Origin of the sequence: Nocardia jiangxiensis NBRC 101359, from assembly GCF_000308615.1 — a bacterium.
GTDB classification, from domain to species: domain Bacteria; phylum Actinomycetota; class Actinomycetes; order Mycobacteriales; family Mycobacteriaceae; genus Nocardia; species Nocardia jiangxiensis.
In genome coordinates, this window is sequence record NZ_BAGB01000143.1 from 1 (window position 1) to 12,466 (window position 12,466).

23 protein-coding genes are annotated in these 12,466 nt (G+C 61.1%); 1 reads left to right on the forward strand and 22 read right to left on the reverse strand.

Translation table 11 applies throughout. The features are described 5' to 3' along the window. From ON40_RS51375 to ON40_RS35145, 21 genes are all read right to left on the reverse strand, one after another. Window positions 1-1,364 (reverse strand): bifunctional DNA primase/polymerase (locus tag ON40_RS51375; RefSeq protein ID WP_174435101.1); only part of this gene is annotated, 1,364 nt, incomplete at its 3' end. After that, window positions 1,354-1,608 carry a hypothetical protein gene (locus tag ON40_RS52550; RefSeq protein ID WP_157186610.1) on the reverse strand — a complete coding sequence of 85 codons (255 nt, stop codon included), beginning with the start codon at window positions 1,606-1,608 and terminating at the stop codon, window positions 1,354-1,356. The genes ON40_RS52550 and ON40_RS51375, both read right to left, overlap by 11 nt. Window positions 1,609-1,882: 274 nt before the next feature. Beyond that, complete coding sequence (locus tag ON40_RS35070) at window positions 1,883-2,161, reverse strand: hypothetical protein (RefSeq protein ID WP_040829585.1); 279 nt, start codon at window positions 2,159-2,161, stop codon at window positions 1,883-1,885. Next, window positions 2,158-2,406: a hypothetical protein gene (locus tag ON40_RS35075; protein WP_040829587.1), complete on the reverse strand. Its 249-nt coding sequence runs from the start codon at window positions 2,404-2,406 to the stop codon at window positions 2,158-2,160. Before ON40_RS35075 ends, ON40_RS35070 begins: the two co-directional genes overlap by 4 nt. Further along, complete coding sequence (locus tag ON40_RS35080) at window positions 2,403-2,714, reverse strand: GNAT family protein (protein ID WP_040829588.1); 312 nt, start codon at window positions 2,712-2,714, stop codon at window positions 2,403-2,405. The genes ON40_RS35075 and ON40_RS35080 overlap by 4 nt, the downstream gene beginning before the upstream one ends. A gap of 77 nt (window positions 2,715-2,791) precedes the next feature. After that, window positions 2,792-2,947 carry a hypothetical protein gene (locus ON40_RS52555; protein WP_157186611.1) on the reverse strand — a complete coding sequence of 52 codons (156 nt, stop codon included), beginning with the start codon at window positions 2,945-2,947 and terminating at the stop codon, window positions 2,792-2,794. After that, on the reverse strand, window positions 2,944-3,639 hold the full coding sequence (locus tag ON40_RS35085; protein WP_040829589.1) for a hypothetical protein: 696 nt from the start codon (window positions 3,637-3,639) through the stop codon (window positions 2,944-2,946). Before ON40_RS35085 ends, ON40_RS52555 begins: the two co-directional genes overlap by 4 nt. 34 nt (window positions 3,640-3,673) lie before the next feature. Beyond that, on the reverse strand, window positions 3,674-4,252 hold the full coding sequence (locus ON40_RS53465) for a hypothetical protein (RefSeq protein ID WP_169541951.1): 579 nt from the start codon (window positions 4,250-4,252) through the stop codon (window positions 3,674-3,676). A 181-nt stretch (window positions 4,253-4,433) separates the two neighbouring features. Next, the gene (locus ON40_RS53470) at window positions 4,434-4,673 is read right to left on the reverse strand and encodes a hypothetical protein (protein ID WP_169541952.1); all 240 of its coding nucleotides are present in this window, start codon (window positions 4,671-4,673) and stop codon (window positions 4,434-4,436) included. 80 nt (window positions 4,674-4,753) lie between these two features. After that, entirely contained in the window at window positions 4,754-4,948 is a 195-nt protein-coding gene (locus ON40_RS48650) for a hypothetical protein (RefSeq protein ID WP_157186613.1), read from the reverse strand. Then, complete coding sequence (locus tag ON40_RS35100; RefSeq protein WP_040829591.1) at window positions 4,945-5,145, reverse strand: hypothetical protein; 201 nt, start codon at window positions 5,143-5,145, stop codon at window positions 4,945-4,947. Before ON40_RS35100 ends, ON40_RS48650 begins: the two co-directional genes overlap by 4 nt. Further along, the gene (locus ON40_RS35105; protein ID WP_040829592.1) at window positions 5,142-5,528 is read right to left on the reverse strand and encodes a hypothetical protein; all 387 of its coding nucleotides are present in this window, start codon (window positions 5,526-5,528) and stop codon (window positions 5,142-5,144) included. The genes ON40_RS35100 and ON40_RS35105 overlap by 4 nt, the downstream gene beginning before the upstream one ends. Window positions 5,529-5,853: 325 nt before the next feature. Further along, window positions 5,854-6,036, reverse strand: a complete 183-nt coding sequence (locus ON40_RS35110; RefSeq protein ID WP_040829593.1) for a hypothetical protein — start codon at window positions 6,034-6,036, stop codon at window positions 5,854-5,856. Beyond that, window positions 6,033-6,350 carry a hypothetical protein gene (locus tag ON40_RS35115; RefSeq protein ID WP_040829594.1) on the reverse strand — a complete coding sequence of 106 codons (318 nt, stop codon included), beginning with the start codon at window positions 6,348-6,350 and terminating at the stop codon, window positions 6,033-6,035. Before ON40_RS35115 ends, ON40_RS35110 begins: the two co-directional genes overlap by 4 nt. Next, window positions 6,347-6,652, reverse strand: coding sequence for a hypothetical protein (locus ON40_RS35120; protein WP_040829595.1), 306 nt, complete (start codon window positions 6,650-6,652; stop codon window positions 6,347-6,349). Before ON40_RS35120 ends, ON40_RS35115 begins: the two co-directional genes overlap by 4 nt. Beyond that, window positions 6,649-7,008 carry a hypothetical protein gene (locus tag ON40_RS35125; protein WP_157186614.1) on the reverse strand — a complete coding sequence of 120 codons (360 nt, stop codon included), beginning with the start codon at window positions 7,006-7,008 and terminating at the stop codon, window positions 6,649-6,651. The genes ON40_RS35120 and ON40_RS35125 overlap by 4 nt, the downstream gene beginning before the upstream one ends. Before the next feature lie 62 nt (window positions 7,009-7,070). Next, window positions 7,071-7,442, reverse strand: a complete 372-nt coding sequence (locus ON40_RS35130) for a hypothetical protein (RefSeq protein ID WP_040829598.1) — start codon at window positions 7,440-7,442, stop codon at window positions 7,071-7,073. Then, a complete protein-coding gene (locus ON40_RS52560) occupies window positions 7,442-7,669 on the reverse strand; it encodes a hypothetical protein (protein WP_157186615.1) in 228 nt (75 codons plus the stop codon). Before ON40_RS52560 ends, ON40_RS35130 begins: the two co-directional genes overlap by 1 nt. Continuing rightward, window positions 7,666-9,030, reverse strand: coding sequence for a DNA cytosine methyltransferase (locus ON40_RS35135; protein WP_040829599.1), 1,365 nt, complete (start codon window positions 9,028-9,030; stop codon window positions 7,666-7,668). Before ON40_RS35135 ends, ON40_RS52560 begins: the two co-directional genes overlap by 4 nt. 1 nt (window position 9,031) lies before the next feature. Then, window positions 9,032-9,283, reverse strand: a complete 252-nt coding sequence (locus ON40_RS35140; protein WP_040829600.1) for a hypothetical protein — start codon at window positions 9,281-9,283, stop codon at window positions 9,032-9,034. Next, window positions 9,280-9,681, reverse strand: coding sequence for a hypothetical protein (locus ON40_RS35145; protein WP_040829601.1), 402 nt, complete (start codon window positions 9,679-9,681; stop codon window positions 9,280-9,282). The genes ON40_RS35140 and ON40_RS35145 overlap by 4 nt, the downstream gene beginning before the upstream one ends. Window positions 9,682-10,183: 502 nt before the next feature. Between ON40_RS35145 and ON40_RS35150 the strand changes: the two genes are divergently transcribed. Then, complete coding sequence (locus ON40_RS35150; protein ID WP_157186617.1) at window positions 10,184-10,687, forward strand: hypothetical protein; 504 nt, start codon at window positions 10,184-10,186, stop codon at window positions 10,685-10,687. Between the two features lie 125 nt (window positions 10,688-10,812). On the opposite strand, the gene ON40_RS35155 is transcribed toward ON40_RS35150, so the two are convergent. Further along, window positions 10,813-12,357 carry a recombinase family protein gene (locus ON40_RS35155; protein ID WP_040829603.1) on the reverse strand — a complete coding sequence of 515 codons (1,545 nt, stop codon included), beginning with the start codon at window positions 12,355-12,357 and terminating at the stop codon, window positions 10,813-10,815. Between the last annotated feature and the right edge of the window lie 109 nt (window positions 12,358-12,466).

The window sequence follows — 12,466 nt, forward strand, 5'->3', positions numbered from 1 at the left end:
GCCCCGGCCCCTTCCAGACGTGGCCGTGCACAGGTGGCCCAATCGTCCTCGGTGAGCACGAGACGAACGTTCTGCGGTTCGCGTTCCGGGATGCCGAATTCGGGGCAGGCTCGCCCGGTGGTGATGAGTGCGACCAGCCACGCCCAGAACAGCGACTTTCCGATACCCTCATCGCCCGTCAGCAGCACAACGGAGCCAGCGGGTATACGAGACTCGGCTAGCCAGTTTTGATGCGCAGAAGCGTTCAGAGAGCCCGCCCGCCATAGCCGCGCGCCGCTGTAGCTGGGTTTGATCTCCTCTTCGCTCTCGGCTTCCCGGGCCGGCCCGAACAGAACGGCGTCTACATCGGTCGAATCGTTGTTGTCGATATTGGGTGGCACCGTTCCCGGCACCGATGGCGTTCGTGATACCGGCAACTCCGATCGCCGGATGCCCAACAGGTTCTCCGTGCTCGGATTGCTAGCGATGAGGTCATGACCGTTCTGACCGGTCACCATGCGGTCATACTCGCGCCACGCTTCCGGTTCGGTGGCCCGGTCGGTGATGGCATCGGCGTAGGCATCTTTCAGCCGCTCCAATGCCTGATCCACGCCGGGTTCGCCTTGTTCGGCCAGACGCAGCAGCCGAAGCACGTTGTCACGGGTGTTGTCGTGCCGGGAGCCGTGCGTGCCCAGGGCTTCGATGGACTTGTCCAGTAGCCGTTCGACCTGAACCGACATCCGCCCTGGCGGCAGTGAATCCAGGACGGCCTGCACATCCGCCTGAACGCTGATGGCCGGCTCGGGAACTTCGAGACCACGTATCCACGCATCCGGGAGCCAGGGTGGCCGATCCGGCTCGGGGATGACGTTCAGCCCGGCGCCGGTGTCTTGCCTGAGCCAGTTGTATTCGAGCCCTGACGGGTGGATCGAAGGCCAGCACATGACATAGCGGTGATGGAATTGGCAGATCTCGATATTGCCCAGGCCCGGCCCGAAGTCCACCCGATCGCGTAGCCGGACCCCTTCCGGGATGCGATACAGCCTGATTCCCGAGATTCCATCGTCCTTCGATGTCGATATCCAGGTGGGCGGCAGTGGGCCCCATCGGTCTTCCGCTGTCCGCAGAGCTGCCGCGCCGTGCTTGTCTCCGTACGCGTCCACGTCCACACCGATCACACCGCGCGGCAGGCGAAGGCAGATGTTCCACTCGGGCTTGTCTTCGGTCCAGGCCGTGATGTCCGCGAACGACGGGAAGATGCCACGGTTGCCGGTGTAGTCGTCGGGCGGTGTCTTCTTGCGCCGCGGTGGAACCGGCAGGACGCCGCGCCAGCCCGAATTCCAGTAGAGTTCCGCTGCCCGTGCGTAGATCGGGTTACCGCTCACGACGGCAAACCTCTGCCATCAGCCCAGATTCGGTGGCAGCGCCGCACAGCGAGCAGTTGACGGTAGGCGCGTTCATCGTCCAGGGAACGTGAGTGCCGTTGTCGCCTTCGCACAACCGTTTGCCGCGAAGGTTCAACCAGCACTGCGTACAGACAGGTTGAATGCTCCGGGACTTTCCGGTCAGTTCGTCGTCATGGGCATAGAACGGGAACCACGGTTGAAGGTTCGTTTTGCTGAACGTCATTGTTCACAGCTTTCGTGGATCGCCCAGGATCTCGTCGGGGCCGGACATTTCGCGGCCACATCTGCCGCACCGGACCGGGTACCCCATATCTACTATCTGCGAGTAACACCGCTCGCACAGGAAGGCTTTGTGCAGCGTCCCGGGCGGTAGATGTGTGTGTTTCAGCTCGACTATGTACCGAGCCGGTAACCCGCATTGCCCGTGCGTGCTCAGCCTCATTGCTGTACACGGTGGCCGGGCTTCGTCTTCGTATTCCTTCAGCGCGGCCAGGTCGTCATCGTGTTGCGACATCGCTTCCATCCCTGGGCCAGAATCGCTCACAGGTGATTCCGTGCCGCCGGAACAACTGCAATCCGTCCCGGCGGGCATCACGGAGGGCTGTACCGTCCAGAATCACCGGTGCTTCGGCGCCGTCGCGATCGACGGTAATCATGATGGTCCCGTACACGGTTCTGCCGCCGTGCTGGATATCTCCGGGGAGCAGGTCCAGCACGTACCCCGATACCTCGAATACCGCCACCTTGTTGCATCGCGGGCACACGTAGGGCTTCATGGCAGATCACTGACCTTGACCGCGCCGTCCGGGTGGTGCTTCCGGCAGACGATGTACGTCGTGTCCGCTACCGGATGCCGACCAATGCGCCAACACCCGTGGATGTGACAGTTGTACTTGCGGAGCACACCGAGTAGTGCGCCGATTACCGCGAATTCGGTGATATCCGAGCCGAGCCCGGACCAGAACAAATACCAGTACCCGGAGGGGTTATCCAGGCCGATGATGTGCGTCAGCCAGTTCATGACTTCACCTGTTCCAGCGCCCACGCGAAGGCTTCAGCCTGAGTCTTGAACGACCTATGCTTACCGCGGCCCCGAGCCGTCCACGTCGGCAGCCCGAACAGCTTGTAGACCCGCATCCGCGACGATTCGGCAATATCCAGGGTCACCGGAAGTTCGATGCGGTCGTACTGCACGAAGTTCGCACAGTCATCGATGATGTGCCCTTCGCCGAGTGACCAATAGTCCGAGCCGGTGGAATCGGTGAACTTGGTCTGAGTGGGCAGGTTGTAGATATCCGCCCACGAATAGATGGTTCTTGTGTGCTGCATTGTGGTCGCCCTTTCCTGATTCGCCGGCTCCCCGCTCGAAGCTGCCGAGACACAACCCCGAGCGGGAAACTCGCGAATCAGGGCAGACGGCCCGCGAGAACCGCGCGCATCGTCCAGCCGATGACGAAGGCCAGAATCAACGTGATCCAGAACGGCGCCGCGAGACCGCCGAACAGGATGATCAGCAGCAGCATGAAGGCCACGATCAGAATCAGGAAGTCGAGCATGGTCACTTCACCCCGTGCTGTGCTTTGAGAGCTGCGATCAGTTCGGGAGTCGGGTTCTCGCCCACGAGCGGGGCCAGGTCCTCCGGCAATCCGGCATCACGGAGCAGGTCCCGAGTGGTCTTCGGCTTCTTCTCCTCCCGGGTCTCTCGCCGGTCGTCGCGGTGCTCCCGGTGCTCCCGGTCGTCGGTACCGCGGTTCTCCCGCCCATTGCCGCGGTTCAGTACCGAATCAGCCGAGTTGAAGTCGTACGCCCAGCGGTATTCGTTCTGACCGCCCTTGAACGGGGGAGGCCCGTCCTCCAGTCGGGTGATGGTGAGCCGAGCGCCGTACGCATCGGAAACCTTCTTGAATCCTCGATCCGACAGAGCCCGCGCGAACGCGTCCCGCTGGTCACCGAATTCCTTCACGAAGGCTCGCCGGCGCCCGTCGTCTTCATCGTCAACGCGCCGATCGTCGGTGTTCTCCAGAATCAGCCGGATCTGGTAGGCCAGATTGCCCGTGCCTTGCTTGTACCGCTTCTGCTGCCCGGCGAGCGGGTGATCTTTCGGGTAGTACACCGGGACCATTTCCGCATCGGCGAACGTGCCCGTGACATGAGCGCCGACATGATCGAAGGCGAAGACCTTGGGGCCACCACCGCCGCTCAGTACATCGTCAACCGAGCGAACGCGCTGCTCCTGGGTTGTGTTCTCGTTCATTGTTCTGTGTTTCCTTTGTTCCTATTGGATAGGTTTATTTCCCCGCGCATTGCCGCGGTCCCGATGGCTTCGGGCTGAACCAATTGCAATACCGGCATTCGTCACCCGGGGTAATCGGGAACTCGGCGAACCGTTCCGGATGGTTCACCACGTCCAGATCGGCACACTTCGCCTTGATCTCATCCAGATTCGCCAGCGCGATATCCGCGATCACCGGCCGGAATTCTTCGAGCCACAGGAATCCGTGGTGAAGGTCCGATGCCGGACTGATAAACATCAGCCCCACGAACTTCACCGGAAAGCCGAGCCGGGCGTACCCCTTGCCGTAGGTGTGTGCCTGTATGCGATATTTCCAGGACGGCCCTTCTTTCCGGTAGTGGTCGAACATGAATTTGCCCGGATGCTTCCAATCGACAACCGTGCTTGTCGGGACGTGAAAGGCATCACAGGTGCCCGGGTGCTCGTCGTCGGCTTTGACCCGTGCCTCCGGAATCCAGACGGTTTCGCCCGCCTGTTCGTTGACGAACTTCAGGACCAATTCGTCCTCTTTATGCAGCGCGACCCCGACATGCGAGCGCCAGACATCCCCGTAGACGTTCGTGCCCTTGCCCATCGTCGGCGCTGTCACTCCGAAGGCCAGTTGCCGCTTGCACAGTGAGCCGATCTCGGAGGGTCCCAGCGTCTTCTGTAGCGACCGCGGCCGGTTCCGCGAGTAATCGGTGAACGCCTTCTTGATCTCGGCTTCGAGCTGTCGCCGGTGGAGGTCCCCAACGTCCAGCGCGGCGTCCACATCGTCACTCATAATCGCCGGGCCCGTCTTCGTATCCACATACGCTGCACTCGACATCGTCGGCGGGGATATGCCCGGCGTTGGTGCCCTGTTTCTTCGTGCACGCCGGGCATGGACGACAGAGCGACACGCCCATCTGTGCGTATTCCGGATCTCGGCAGATGTAGCAATTCCGGTCGAATACGGTAGGTGTGGACGTGTGCCCATTGCTGAGCATCCAATAGGCCGGATCGCTCGCCTTCATCTGGGTACTTTCAGTGAGTCCCAGGCACTTCCCGTCGCATGGTTCCCCACACCAAAAGCACGTTGTCAGGTCCGGGGCTGTCATCGTCTGAAGCCGTTCTTCACAAGCAATTCGGCGATGGCGTGACCCAGGTGCGCCGGATCGTCGTAGGTCTCGCGCTCGTTCCGGTGATCCTTCGCCACCTTCAGTACCCACATAGCCAGCAGCGCAATAGCGCCTTTGTCGTCCAGTACCGAGATGACCTCGGTGACCCTGTTCTGATCGGTCATTGTCATTTCCAGCATTCCTTGCACTTGGCCCGAGTCGGTTCCGTCGTGCTATGCAGTCCCTTGATTTTCGACTCGGGTACGAAAATCACCTGGGCACACATGGTGTTGAACACCCAGCCGCGAATTCCGCGCACCATCCAGCGGTACGACGCTTCTGTCTTGTGCCAGGTGTACTTGCCCGGCTGCCGGATGTAGGCGCTCATGATTTATCCAGTTCCATCAGTCGTTTCGCCGAGACCGATGCACGGTCGGCATATCGGGTTGCGTGAATGGCCGCGGTCGTACGGTCCTGCGCGATGGCGATAGTCCAGATGGCGTGGGCTATGTCTCGCTCGGGGTCGCAGAAGTCCACGAAGTCATCGGGTAAGGGGTTGTGCCTCCGGGACTTCAGGACTTGTTCGGCCCACTCCACACGCTCGCGGGGTTGCGGGCTCATGAACACCGGCATGATGTAATCCACCGCGCGCTTGGTCTTGATATCGACTACGTACCATTCGCCATCAGCGCGAGCCCATACCGTGTTCGTCAGCGGGCCGGCCGACCAGACTTCTCCGTCAAGGATGCGGTTCAGCGCATTGAATCTCATCCCATCGGCCCATCGCTATAGAAGTGCTTGTGCTCGTCGGTCCATTCGTTTGTTCGATGGTCCTGGTAGGCGTAGCACCCAGCCTCTTGCCAGACCTTTCCGTTCTCATCTTCGATGCGCTGCCATGTGCACAAGGTCCCGGGTTCATGCTGAACCAAGTCCGGTCGGCAATCTGAAAGCCAGTGCCGGTTACCGCGACAGTCATAACTGTTGTGGTGCAGGCTTTCCCCACAGAAGTGACAACGGTGAGTGTCGTAATTACACGAGTCGCAGCATTTGTAGCAACCTCCGAATTTCTCGTGCGCTTCTGCGATGCATTGGCTGTTCATGACGCCACTCGTTCCGCCAGCCGGTCATCGTCGGCCCAGTGCCGGATGATCTCTCCCGGGAATCCGAGATCGGTGGTGATCTCCGCCCGGCCCTTGTGGTAAACGAGATCGCCCGACTCGTGGCCCGGTTCCAATTCACACCGCCCGTAGTAGGCGTGCACCGACGTGCATTGCTTCATTCGCCGTACCCCTGTTTCTTCGTCTCGGTGCTCAGGGCATCGACGTTGGTCAGTAGGTCCCGCAGGGACAGCGCCAGAATGTTCAGCGCTTGTTCGGCCGGGCAGAATGCCTCTACCTGGTAATGCCCATCGGCGTAGGCGGTCAGCGTGACGAGCTTGATATCTTCGTCCACAGTTGCCGCGGCATCTCGCTCCGGAATTTCGTCGGGGGAGGATTCGAGATTTCGGTTTACGTGGTCCAGTTCTTCCTGCACTCTCGCTATCTCCGCTTCGAGTTCGTCTCGCTGGGCTTCGTACTCTTCGCGGCTGGTCATGACTCATCACCGACCGGAACGAAGTAGCGGTGGCGCCGAGTCTCGGTGCACTCCTCCACCATTTCGGGGTGCAATTCCCGGGCCCGCCTCAGATCGAAGCGGCGTTCTTCGCGGTAGTGCCAGGTGACCCGCTCCTTACCGTTCAGCGTGCCCACTTCCGCATCACCCAGATATGCTTCGATGACCGATCGCGCTTGGTCCTGCTGCTCTTTCAGCCCGGCAATCTGCTCGCGGGTCCAGGTGTAGACCTCGAAGGCGTGTTGGACTTCGGCTAAATCCTTGGTATTCAATTCGTCGCTCATGCCGCTTCTTCCTTTTTCAGCCAGCGCTCTACTGCGCGCGTGGTTACTCCATTGCCGCCGGCTATCCACGTGATCGCTTCATCGGAGGACATGCCGAGCATGGTTGTGGCGTACTCGTAATCGGCCTGCGCGTTCTTCTTCCGGGCATCGGACTCGGTACGCCGCAATCCCCGGGTCGTCTTTCTGCACTTGGCGCATCGGACACCGCGGCCCGAGATCACGAATTCGTCGTGCGGTCGGTACCGGCGACATCCGGCACAGAATTTCCGGGCGTGACGGTATTCACGTATCGCTTCCACTTGGCACGGGCGGCAATTCGCTGTCGATTCGAGGTAGCCCAGGCCGTTGTTGACCACACGGAACTCTGTCCGGGGTAGCTCGCGCTTGCACCGGGCACACACTTTCGTCGGTCCTACGGTCATGGCATCTGCTCGTACTCGGCTTGCAGTACCGCGATGAATTCGCCCAGCATGTGTTTGCACATCGGGAATTCGGTCAGCCTCTCACCGTTGCGGACAGGCTGTAGGTAGACGGTGCTGTGGTCCAGTTCGGCTTGGATGTTCAGCCGGTCGCCCGCACCGCGCATCTCGTTTTCCCGGGTGTGGAATTCGAGCAGTCCCCACAGATCCTCATAGATGGCTCTGAGAGTTTCCGCCGTGTGAATGCACGGGGCATTCTTGGTCAGCTCGATTCCGGCAGCGACACCACCCAGGAATCGTTTGACGTGCTCCTGAAGTGTCATTCCCAACGGGAGATCCGGCAAGGGGATCGGGGGAAATGGTTCGGTCATTATTCGTCGTCCTCTCCGAAGATCTCGCGCCACTCCTCAGGGGTTGTTCCGGAGATCAGGAACTCTCGGTGTTCGGCATCCAGGAAGGGGAGGGCTCGTTGAATATGTGGCCGGTGTCCCGGCGGGGCGGTCATCCACAGATTGATTTCCAGCCAATGTTCGAACGGGAATTGCATTTGCCCGACCCGCCCCGATGGGCTGACTTTCACGATGGCAAAGGTGCTCATGACAGCGCCTCCGCTACTGCTGCGATCAGGTCTCGTGCATTGGGTGGGCACACGGCATTCCCGGCGAGCTTCACCCGGTCACGTTTCGTTCCGAGCATTACGTATTCGGGCGGGAAGGCCATTCCGCGCATGATCTCCCGGGGGTCCAGCATCCGGAAATAGCAATCTTCAGGCTCGATGGTTTCCGGCATCGCCAGCGCGTGATGGTTGCCGCTTGCCGCGATGGTGTCGAACGGCTCGGTTACCGACTTGACCCGGTTGTGGTTGCGCAGCGGGACGACGAAGCAAAAACGATCGTGACCCGTGAAGGTCCGGTGCGGCTCGTCGGTGCTGTGTGCGGTGCCGGTACGGTAGTAGGGAATCAGCAGCCCGGTTTCGTTCCGTGCTGTCTGGGTGCGCAAGGGCTCGCTGGTCGGGTGCGCGATCTTGCCGTTACGACCTTCAACCGGAATCAGCAAGCCTTCGTGCTCGCGAGTAAGACGGGTCCGCATCGGCTGACTGACCGGGTACGGGGTGTTGTTCCAGGTGCCACCGGCGGGAATCAGTTGCGGAGCCGGGTAATAGCGGCGCAAGCCTTCCTGAATACGGCCCATGGTCTTTGGCGAGAGCGGTCGGGCGCGGTCCCCGATTCGCTGGGCAGGTAGATCCCAGTCGATAGCAGTGCTCGCGGGCAGCACCGCCGGCTCCACCTGGTTGCCACACTTCGGGCAGGCCCAGACGTATTGGCGTCCGTAGGCGCCCCAGGTGTTCCCGTTGCGCCACATCTGGAGAGCCCGGACCCTGCCACACTCGGCGCAATCGACCAGCGGAGAAGTCCACTTGCGAAGGTTCGGCTTGCGGTCGCCCTTGCGCGTTATGAGGGCATAGGCACGGTTGCGGCTCTGTGGCGCCGGGGTACCTGACCCTTGGGCGTGCATCGAGTTGACGAACACCCAGCGCACGACATAGCCCAGGTTGTCCCAGGCCAGCAGCCACGCGGGGAGCATTGACCAGCGCATGACATCCGGAACGTTCTCGAAGACGATGGCCCGGTACTGGTGGTACTCGGTGAATCGGAGAAGGTCCCACATCGTTGCGCGGGACTTGACCGCGGTCTCATCCTGCGACAGCCGGCCCTTACCGGCGATCGAATGATTCGTGCATTCCGGCGAGCCCCAGAGGATATCTGTTTTCGGGTATCGTCGCGGGTCCACCTGGGAGATATCGGCGCAATCGTGGCGCGTCGTCGGGTGATTCGTATTGTGTGTCTCGACTGCCAGCGCCCAATGGTTGACCGCCATTTCGACGCGCACACCGGGTACTGCAATAGCGCCGGTCGAACTTCCGCCCGCACCACAGAATAGGTCGGTGAGAGTGAGCATCTCAGTACCCCCGATGCGGAATACGTCCGCCATTGGCAGCTACGCACGCCGGGCACCATTCAGCCTTGCGGACGTAGCTCGACGCGCCATCGCGTTTCAGGTTGACCGTTGTGTCTTCCCTGCCGCACAAGGCTTTCCACTCGGTGATGGTCAAGCCGTTCGGGCTGATGTGCTGGCGAATCTGCGCGATCTTGTGGCAGGGGATTCCCTCGATGTAACGATCCCTGGTTACGTCGCGCCATTCGGCGTTCACTTCGAACACCCCCGGCCATCTGCGCAGAACTGCTCGGTCATCTGCATTTGCTCGATGGTCTTCTCGTCCCACTCCCAGCGGCGTTCTTCACGCATCCGATTAATGGCAGCCGGGCTACCAGCGCCGGGCAGAAGGAACGAGCCGGGGTGGCCGGGCCAGCGATTACCGCTTACGGGATTGAAATGCCGATTGCGCCAGGCGTACCAATGTTCGTAGTGGTAGTCACACATCCGGGGTGGTGAGACCGTGAATCGCTGATCGGGAGGATAGGCGCCGTTGTGCTTATCCATGTATCGCATGACGCGCCAGCGCACGCCTTCCCAGCGATTCCATTCTGCGGCAACTTCCGGCGGGATCGGATAGGTATCGAGGTACTTATCCGGAATTGATTTGAGCATGAAAAACCCAGCTTCATTGACGGGCTGAAATAGGGATTCGATTGCCTGAACAGGTGTCAGGCGGGCCGGACGACGAGACTCGTCAAGACCCCAGAAGATATGCGGCTGTGGCTATCCAGCGGCTCTGTGCCGTTCGGTGCACGAATCGCGCATGTTTCGTGCAGACGAGCTACCTCGGCGCGGTGATGCTGACGGTTCACTGGTGTGTCGTCGCAGTTGCATCGGTGGGACCGATTCGTCCCGGTAGTTCCGGAGAACTTGCATCACTGCGGCTACCGTTTCGGCTGGTGGTGGCCCCATTTGTTCGATCTTGCGGTCCAGGCTGGCTTCCAGCTCCGCTAGTCTGTCCCGCTTCGTTGCGGACATAGTAGACACATTTCACCTGGTAGTAACTGGCCGCAAGATTCGTGCAAGATTCTTGCTCAGCCGTGACGAAGTTGTGACACGGGTCACTACTGTGGCCTCTAGGGCTGTTGATGTGATACGTGAATACTGATGGCCCATGGACACGGCCCGGGCAGTGCAGTACATCAGCGCACGAATATCCGAATTAGGTTTAGGCACAAGGGATTTAAAGCCGTTGGGCGGTCCGTCAGAGGACACGGTACGACGGTTTCTCCGGGGCGCGATCCCAGAAGGTGTTCAGGCTGCGACGCTTCAGAAGTTCGATGTGGCGCTGGGCTGGAGACGTGGCAGCTTGCGAGAAATCCTGTTCTCCGGCGGTGAGCCGACCCCGAGCAACGACTACGACGCCGCGCGGGAGGCGAGCGCCGAAGCTGGAGTGGACATGAGCCGGTGGTGCATCATCCCCCGATGGATGGTCCAGGACACCGCGGCGATGATGTCGGAGCTGTCGTTGATGACTCGGGATGAAGTGGGGCCGTTGGCCGATGGCATCCGGCGGGCACACACGCTAGCCACGGACATGCTGGCGATCATGCATGCCGGTGGCCGAAGTCCGGCCGAACTCGCAACGCTTGCAGAACGATTGGAGCACGAGTCGTAGAAGCGGGATGCCAAGGTGTAACGGTCAACCTTGGCATCCCGACAGAACTTGTGTGAGTGCTGAGCCCATTCCCGACACCATGCGGGATAGGGTGTTGGCTCTCTTGCGTGCTTACCTCCGGCAGATCAGGCAGGAACACGCCAGCGGATGTCGATCCGATCGGGATTGAACCGCCGCGGTGCACCGGGAGCGGCAGGCAAGATCGTGATATCCAGGCCGGCCCGGACCAGCGCGCGTTTCAGCTCTATGGGCCATTCCTTATCCCAGAGCTTCGCAGCGTCGGGCCCGGCGTAATGTGCGAGCAGTTGCCGCCCGGTGGCCGATGCCGGGGGAGCCATCGCGGCCAACCGGTCCTTCAGTTCGCTGATCTCGGGCAGCAATTCGGCTTCCAGCTTCGTCAGCCCCCGATCGGACAGCGCGCCGCGGGCAGCCTGAAGGTAGAAGCCGTCCATGCGCGCTGTCAGCGTCGCCAGCTCCCGGCGAATTTCGAGGATGGCCGACCCGCTGTCGTCAACGTCAGAGCGGTTCAGCTCGTCCAGGATTCGCGGATGTGTCAGCAGTTTCTTGATGGCCTTCTCTGCCAACATCTCCACCGGTTTCGCGATCACCTGGAGCTTGTTACACCCCAGGCACCGATACACCCGGGGCCGCTCGATGCCGTTCTCTCGCCATCCCGGGATGTAGCGCCAGCCCGGATAGATCTCAGCGCCAGGACAATCGGGTACGCCGCACTTCGGGATGTTCGACAGCAGATAGACCGGCGCCGTACCGCGAACCGGCCGGACATCACGATCTTCGGCGGTCAGGATCGCAACCAGGCGCTCGTGTTGATCCTCGGTGATGAGCGCGGGCCAGTTCCCTTTGCCGATCACTTCGCCCTTGTGCATCAGAATCCCGGCGAGTGCGGGTTTCAGTATCATTCGCCGGAACACGGTCCGGTTGATGTCGTGCCCAGTCTTTTTCCGGTAATGCTCCCAGGCAGCCATCACCGAGTGGCCTTCGATACCCGAGCGGCCATCCAGGATTGCTTCGATGGCTTCCTTCGTGGCCTTCGCGGGGATCGGGTCCAGCTCCCAATAGAGATTCTTGCCGGTGCGCTCGTCACAGTGGCGCCTGTAGATGCTGGGCATCTTCCCGTGCGGCCGGTGGTCTTTCACGCGCTGGGCCACTTTCGATTTCACCTTGTACGCGGTCATGTCCGACGTGTGCGCCGCGGTGGCGCCGGTGATGCGGAAGGTCAGACGGTGGTCGGGGTTCTCCGGATCGTATTCCGCGCCCGCCCAGTTGAACTTCACCCCCAGGCGCCTGCACAGCTCCATCAGTTCTTCGCGCTCGACGGGCCGGCGGGAGATGCGGGTGTCCTCACGAGCGGCAAGAACGAACTTCGCGTTCGGCTGTTCGGCTCGGATGCGCCGGGTTTCGCTTTCCATGACATCCAACAGGCGCTTGTAGCCGGGGCGCTCCTTGATCGTGTACTCGGATGCGCTGATCGGTTTGACTTCACGGATGACCGCGAGCACCGTTCCGCCGCGGCTCTCGGCAAGGTCCCGGAGATGGCGTTCTTGGCCCGGTGTGCTCTCGCCGGGGTCGTGCTTGTCTTCCCGTTTCTCCTCGGACACACGGCAATACAGGAACCAGTACACGATCACATCCACTGTGGTCTTGCGCACGGTCGGTGCCTCTCGCTTCGTTCCCCCTGCTGGGCGGGGGTTGTATGATTCTAGGGCTTGTGCTAGCAGGTCCGGTAGCCTATGCTTCTAGTTAGCAACTTTGGTCGGG

Coding starts and splice junctions, on each gene's coding strand:
- ON40_RS35120 (WP_040829595.1), bottom strand. CDS start 6,652: ATGAGCGACGAATTGAATACCAAGGATTTAGCCGAAGTCCAACACGCC.
- ON40_RS35115 (WP_040829594.1), bottom strand. CDS start 6,350: ATGACCAGCCGCGAAGAGTACGAAGCCCAGCGAGACGAACTCGAAGCG.
- ON40_RS35135 (WP_040829599.1), bottom strand. CDS start 9,030: ATGCTCACTCTCACCGACCTATTCTGTGGTGCGGGCGGAAGTTCGACC.
- ON40_RS35075 (WP_040829587.1), bottom strand. CDS start 2,406: ATGAACTGGCTGACGCACATCATCGGCCTGGATAACCCCTCCGGGTAC.
- ON40_RS48650 (WP_157186613.1), bottom strand. CDS start 4,948: ATGACAATGACCGATCAGAACAGGGTCACCGAGGTCATCTCGGTACTG.
- ON40_RS53465 (WP_169541951.1), bottom strand. CDS start 4,252: ATGGGCAAGGGCACGAACGTCTACGGGGATGTCTGGCGCTCGCATGTC.
- ON40_RS35100 (WP_040829591.1), bottom strand. CDS start 5,145: ATGAGCGCCTACATCCGGCAGCCGGGCAAGTACACCTGGCACAAGACA.
- ON40_RS52560 (WP_157186615.1), bottom strand. CDS start 7,669: ATGAGCACCTTTGCCATCGTGAAAGTCAGCCCATCGGGGCGGGTCGGG.
- ON40_RS53470 (WP_169541952.1), bottom strand. CDS start 4,673: ATGAAGGCGAGCGATCCGGCCTATTGGATGCTCAGCAATGGGCACACG.
- ON40_RS35145 (WP_040829601.1), bottom strand. CDS start 9,681: ATGCTCAAATCAATTCCGGATAAGTACCTCGATACCTATCCGATCCCG.
- ON40_RS35085 (WP_040829589.1), bottom strand. CDS start 3,639: ATGAACGAGAACACAACCCAGGAGCAGCGCGTTCGCTCGGTTGACGAT.
- ON40_RS35130 (WP_040829598.1), bottom strand. CDS start 7,442: ATGACCGAACCATTTCCCCCGATCCCCTTGCCGGATCTCCCGTTGGGA.
- ON40_RS35150 (WP_157186617.1), top strand. CDS start 10,184: ATGGACACGGCCCGGGCAGTGCAGTACATCAGCGCACGAATATCCGAA.
- ON40_RS35080 (WP_040829588.1), bottom strand. CDS start 2,714: ATGCAGCACACAAGAACCATCTATTCGTGGGCGGATATCTACAACCTG.
- ON40_RS52550 (WP_157186610.1), bottom strand. CDS start 1,608: ATGACGTTCAGCAAAACGAACCTTCAACCGTGGTTCCCGTTCTATGCC.
- ON40_RS35070 (WP_040829585.1), bottom strand. CDS start 2,161: ATGAAGCCCTACGTGTGCCCGCGATGCAACAAGGTGGCGGTATTCGAG.
- ON40_RS35110 (WP_040829593.1), bottom strand. CDS start 6,036: ATGAAGCAATGCACGTCGGTGCACGCCTACTACGGGCGGTGTGAATTG.
- ON40_RS35105 (WP_040829592.1), bottom strand. CDS start 5,528: ATGAGATTCAATGCGCTGAACCGCATCCTTGACGGAGAAGTCTGGTCG.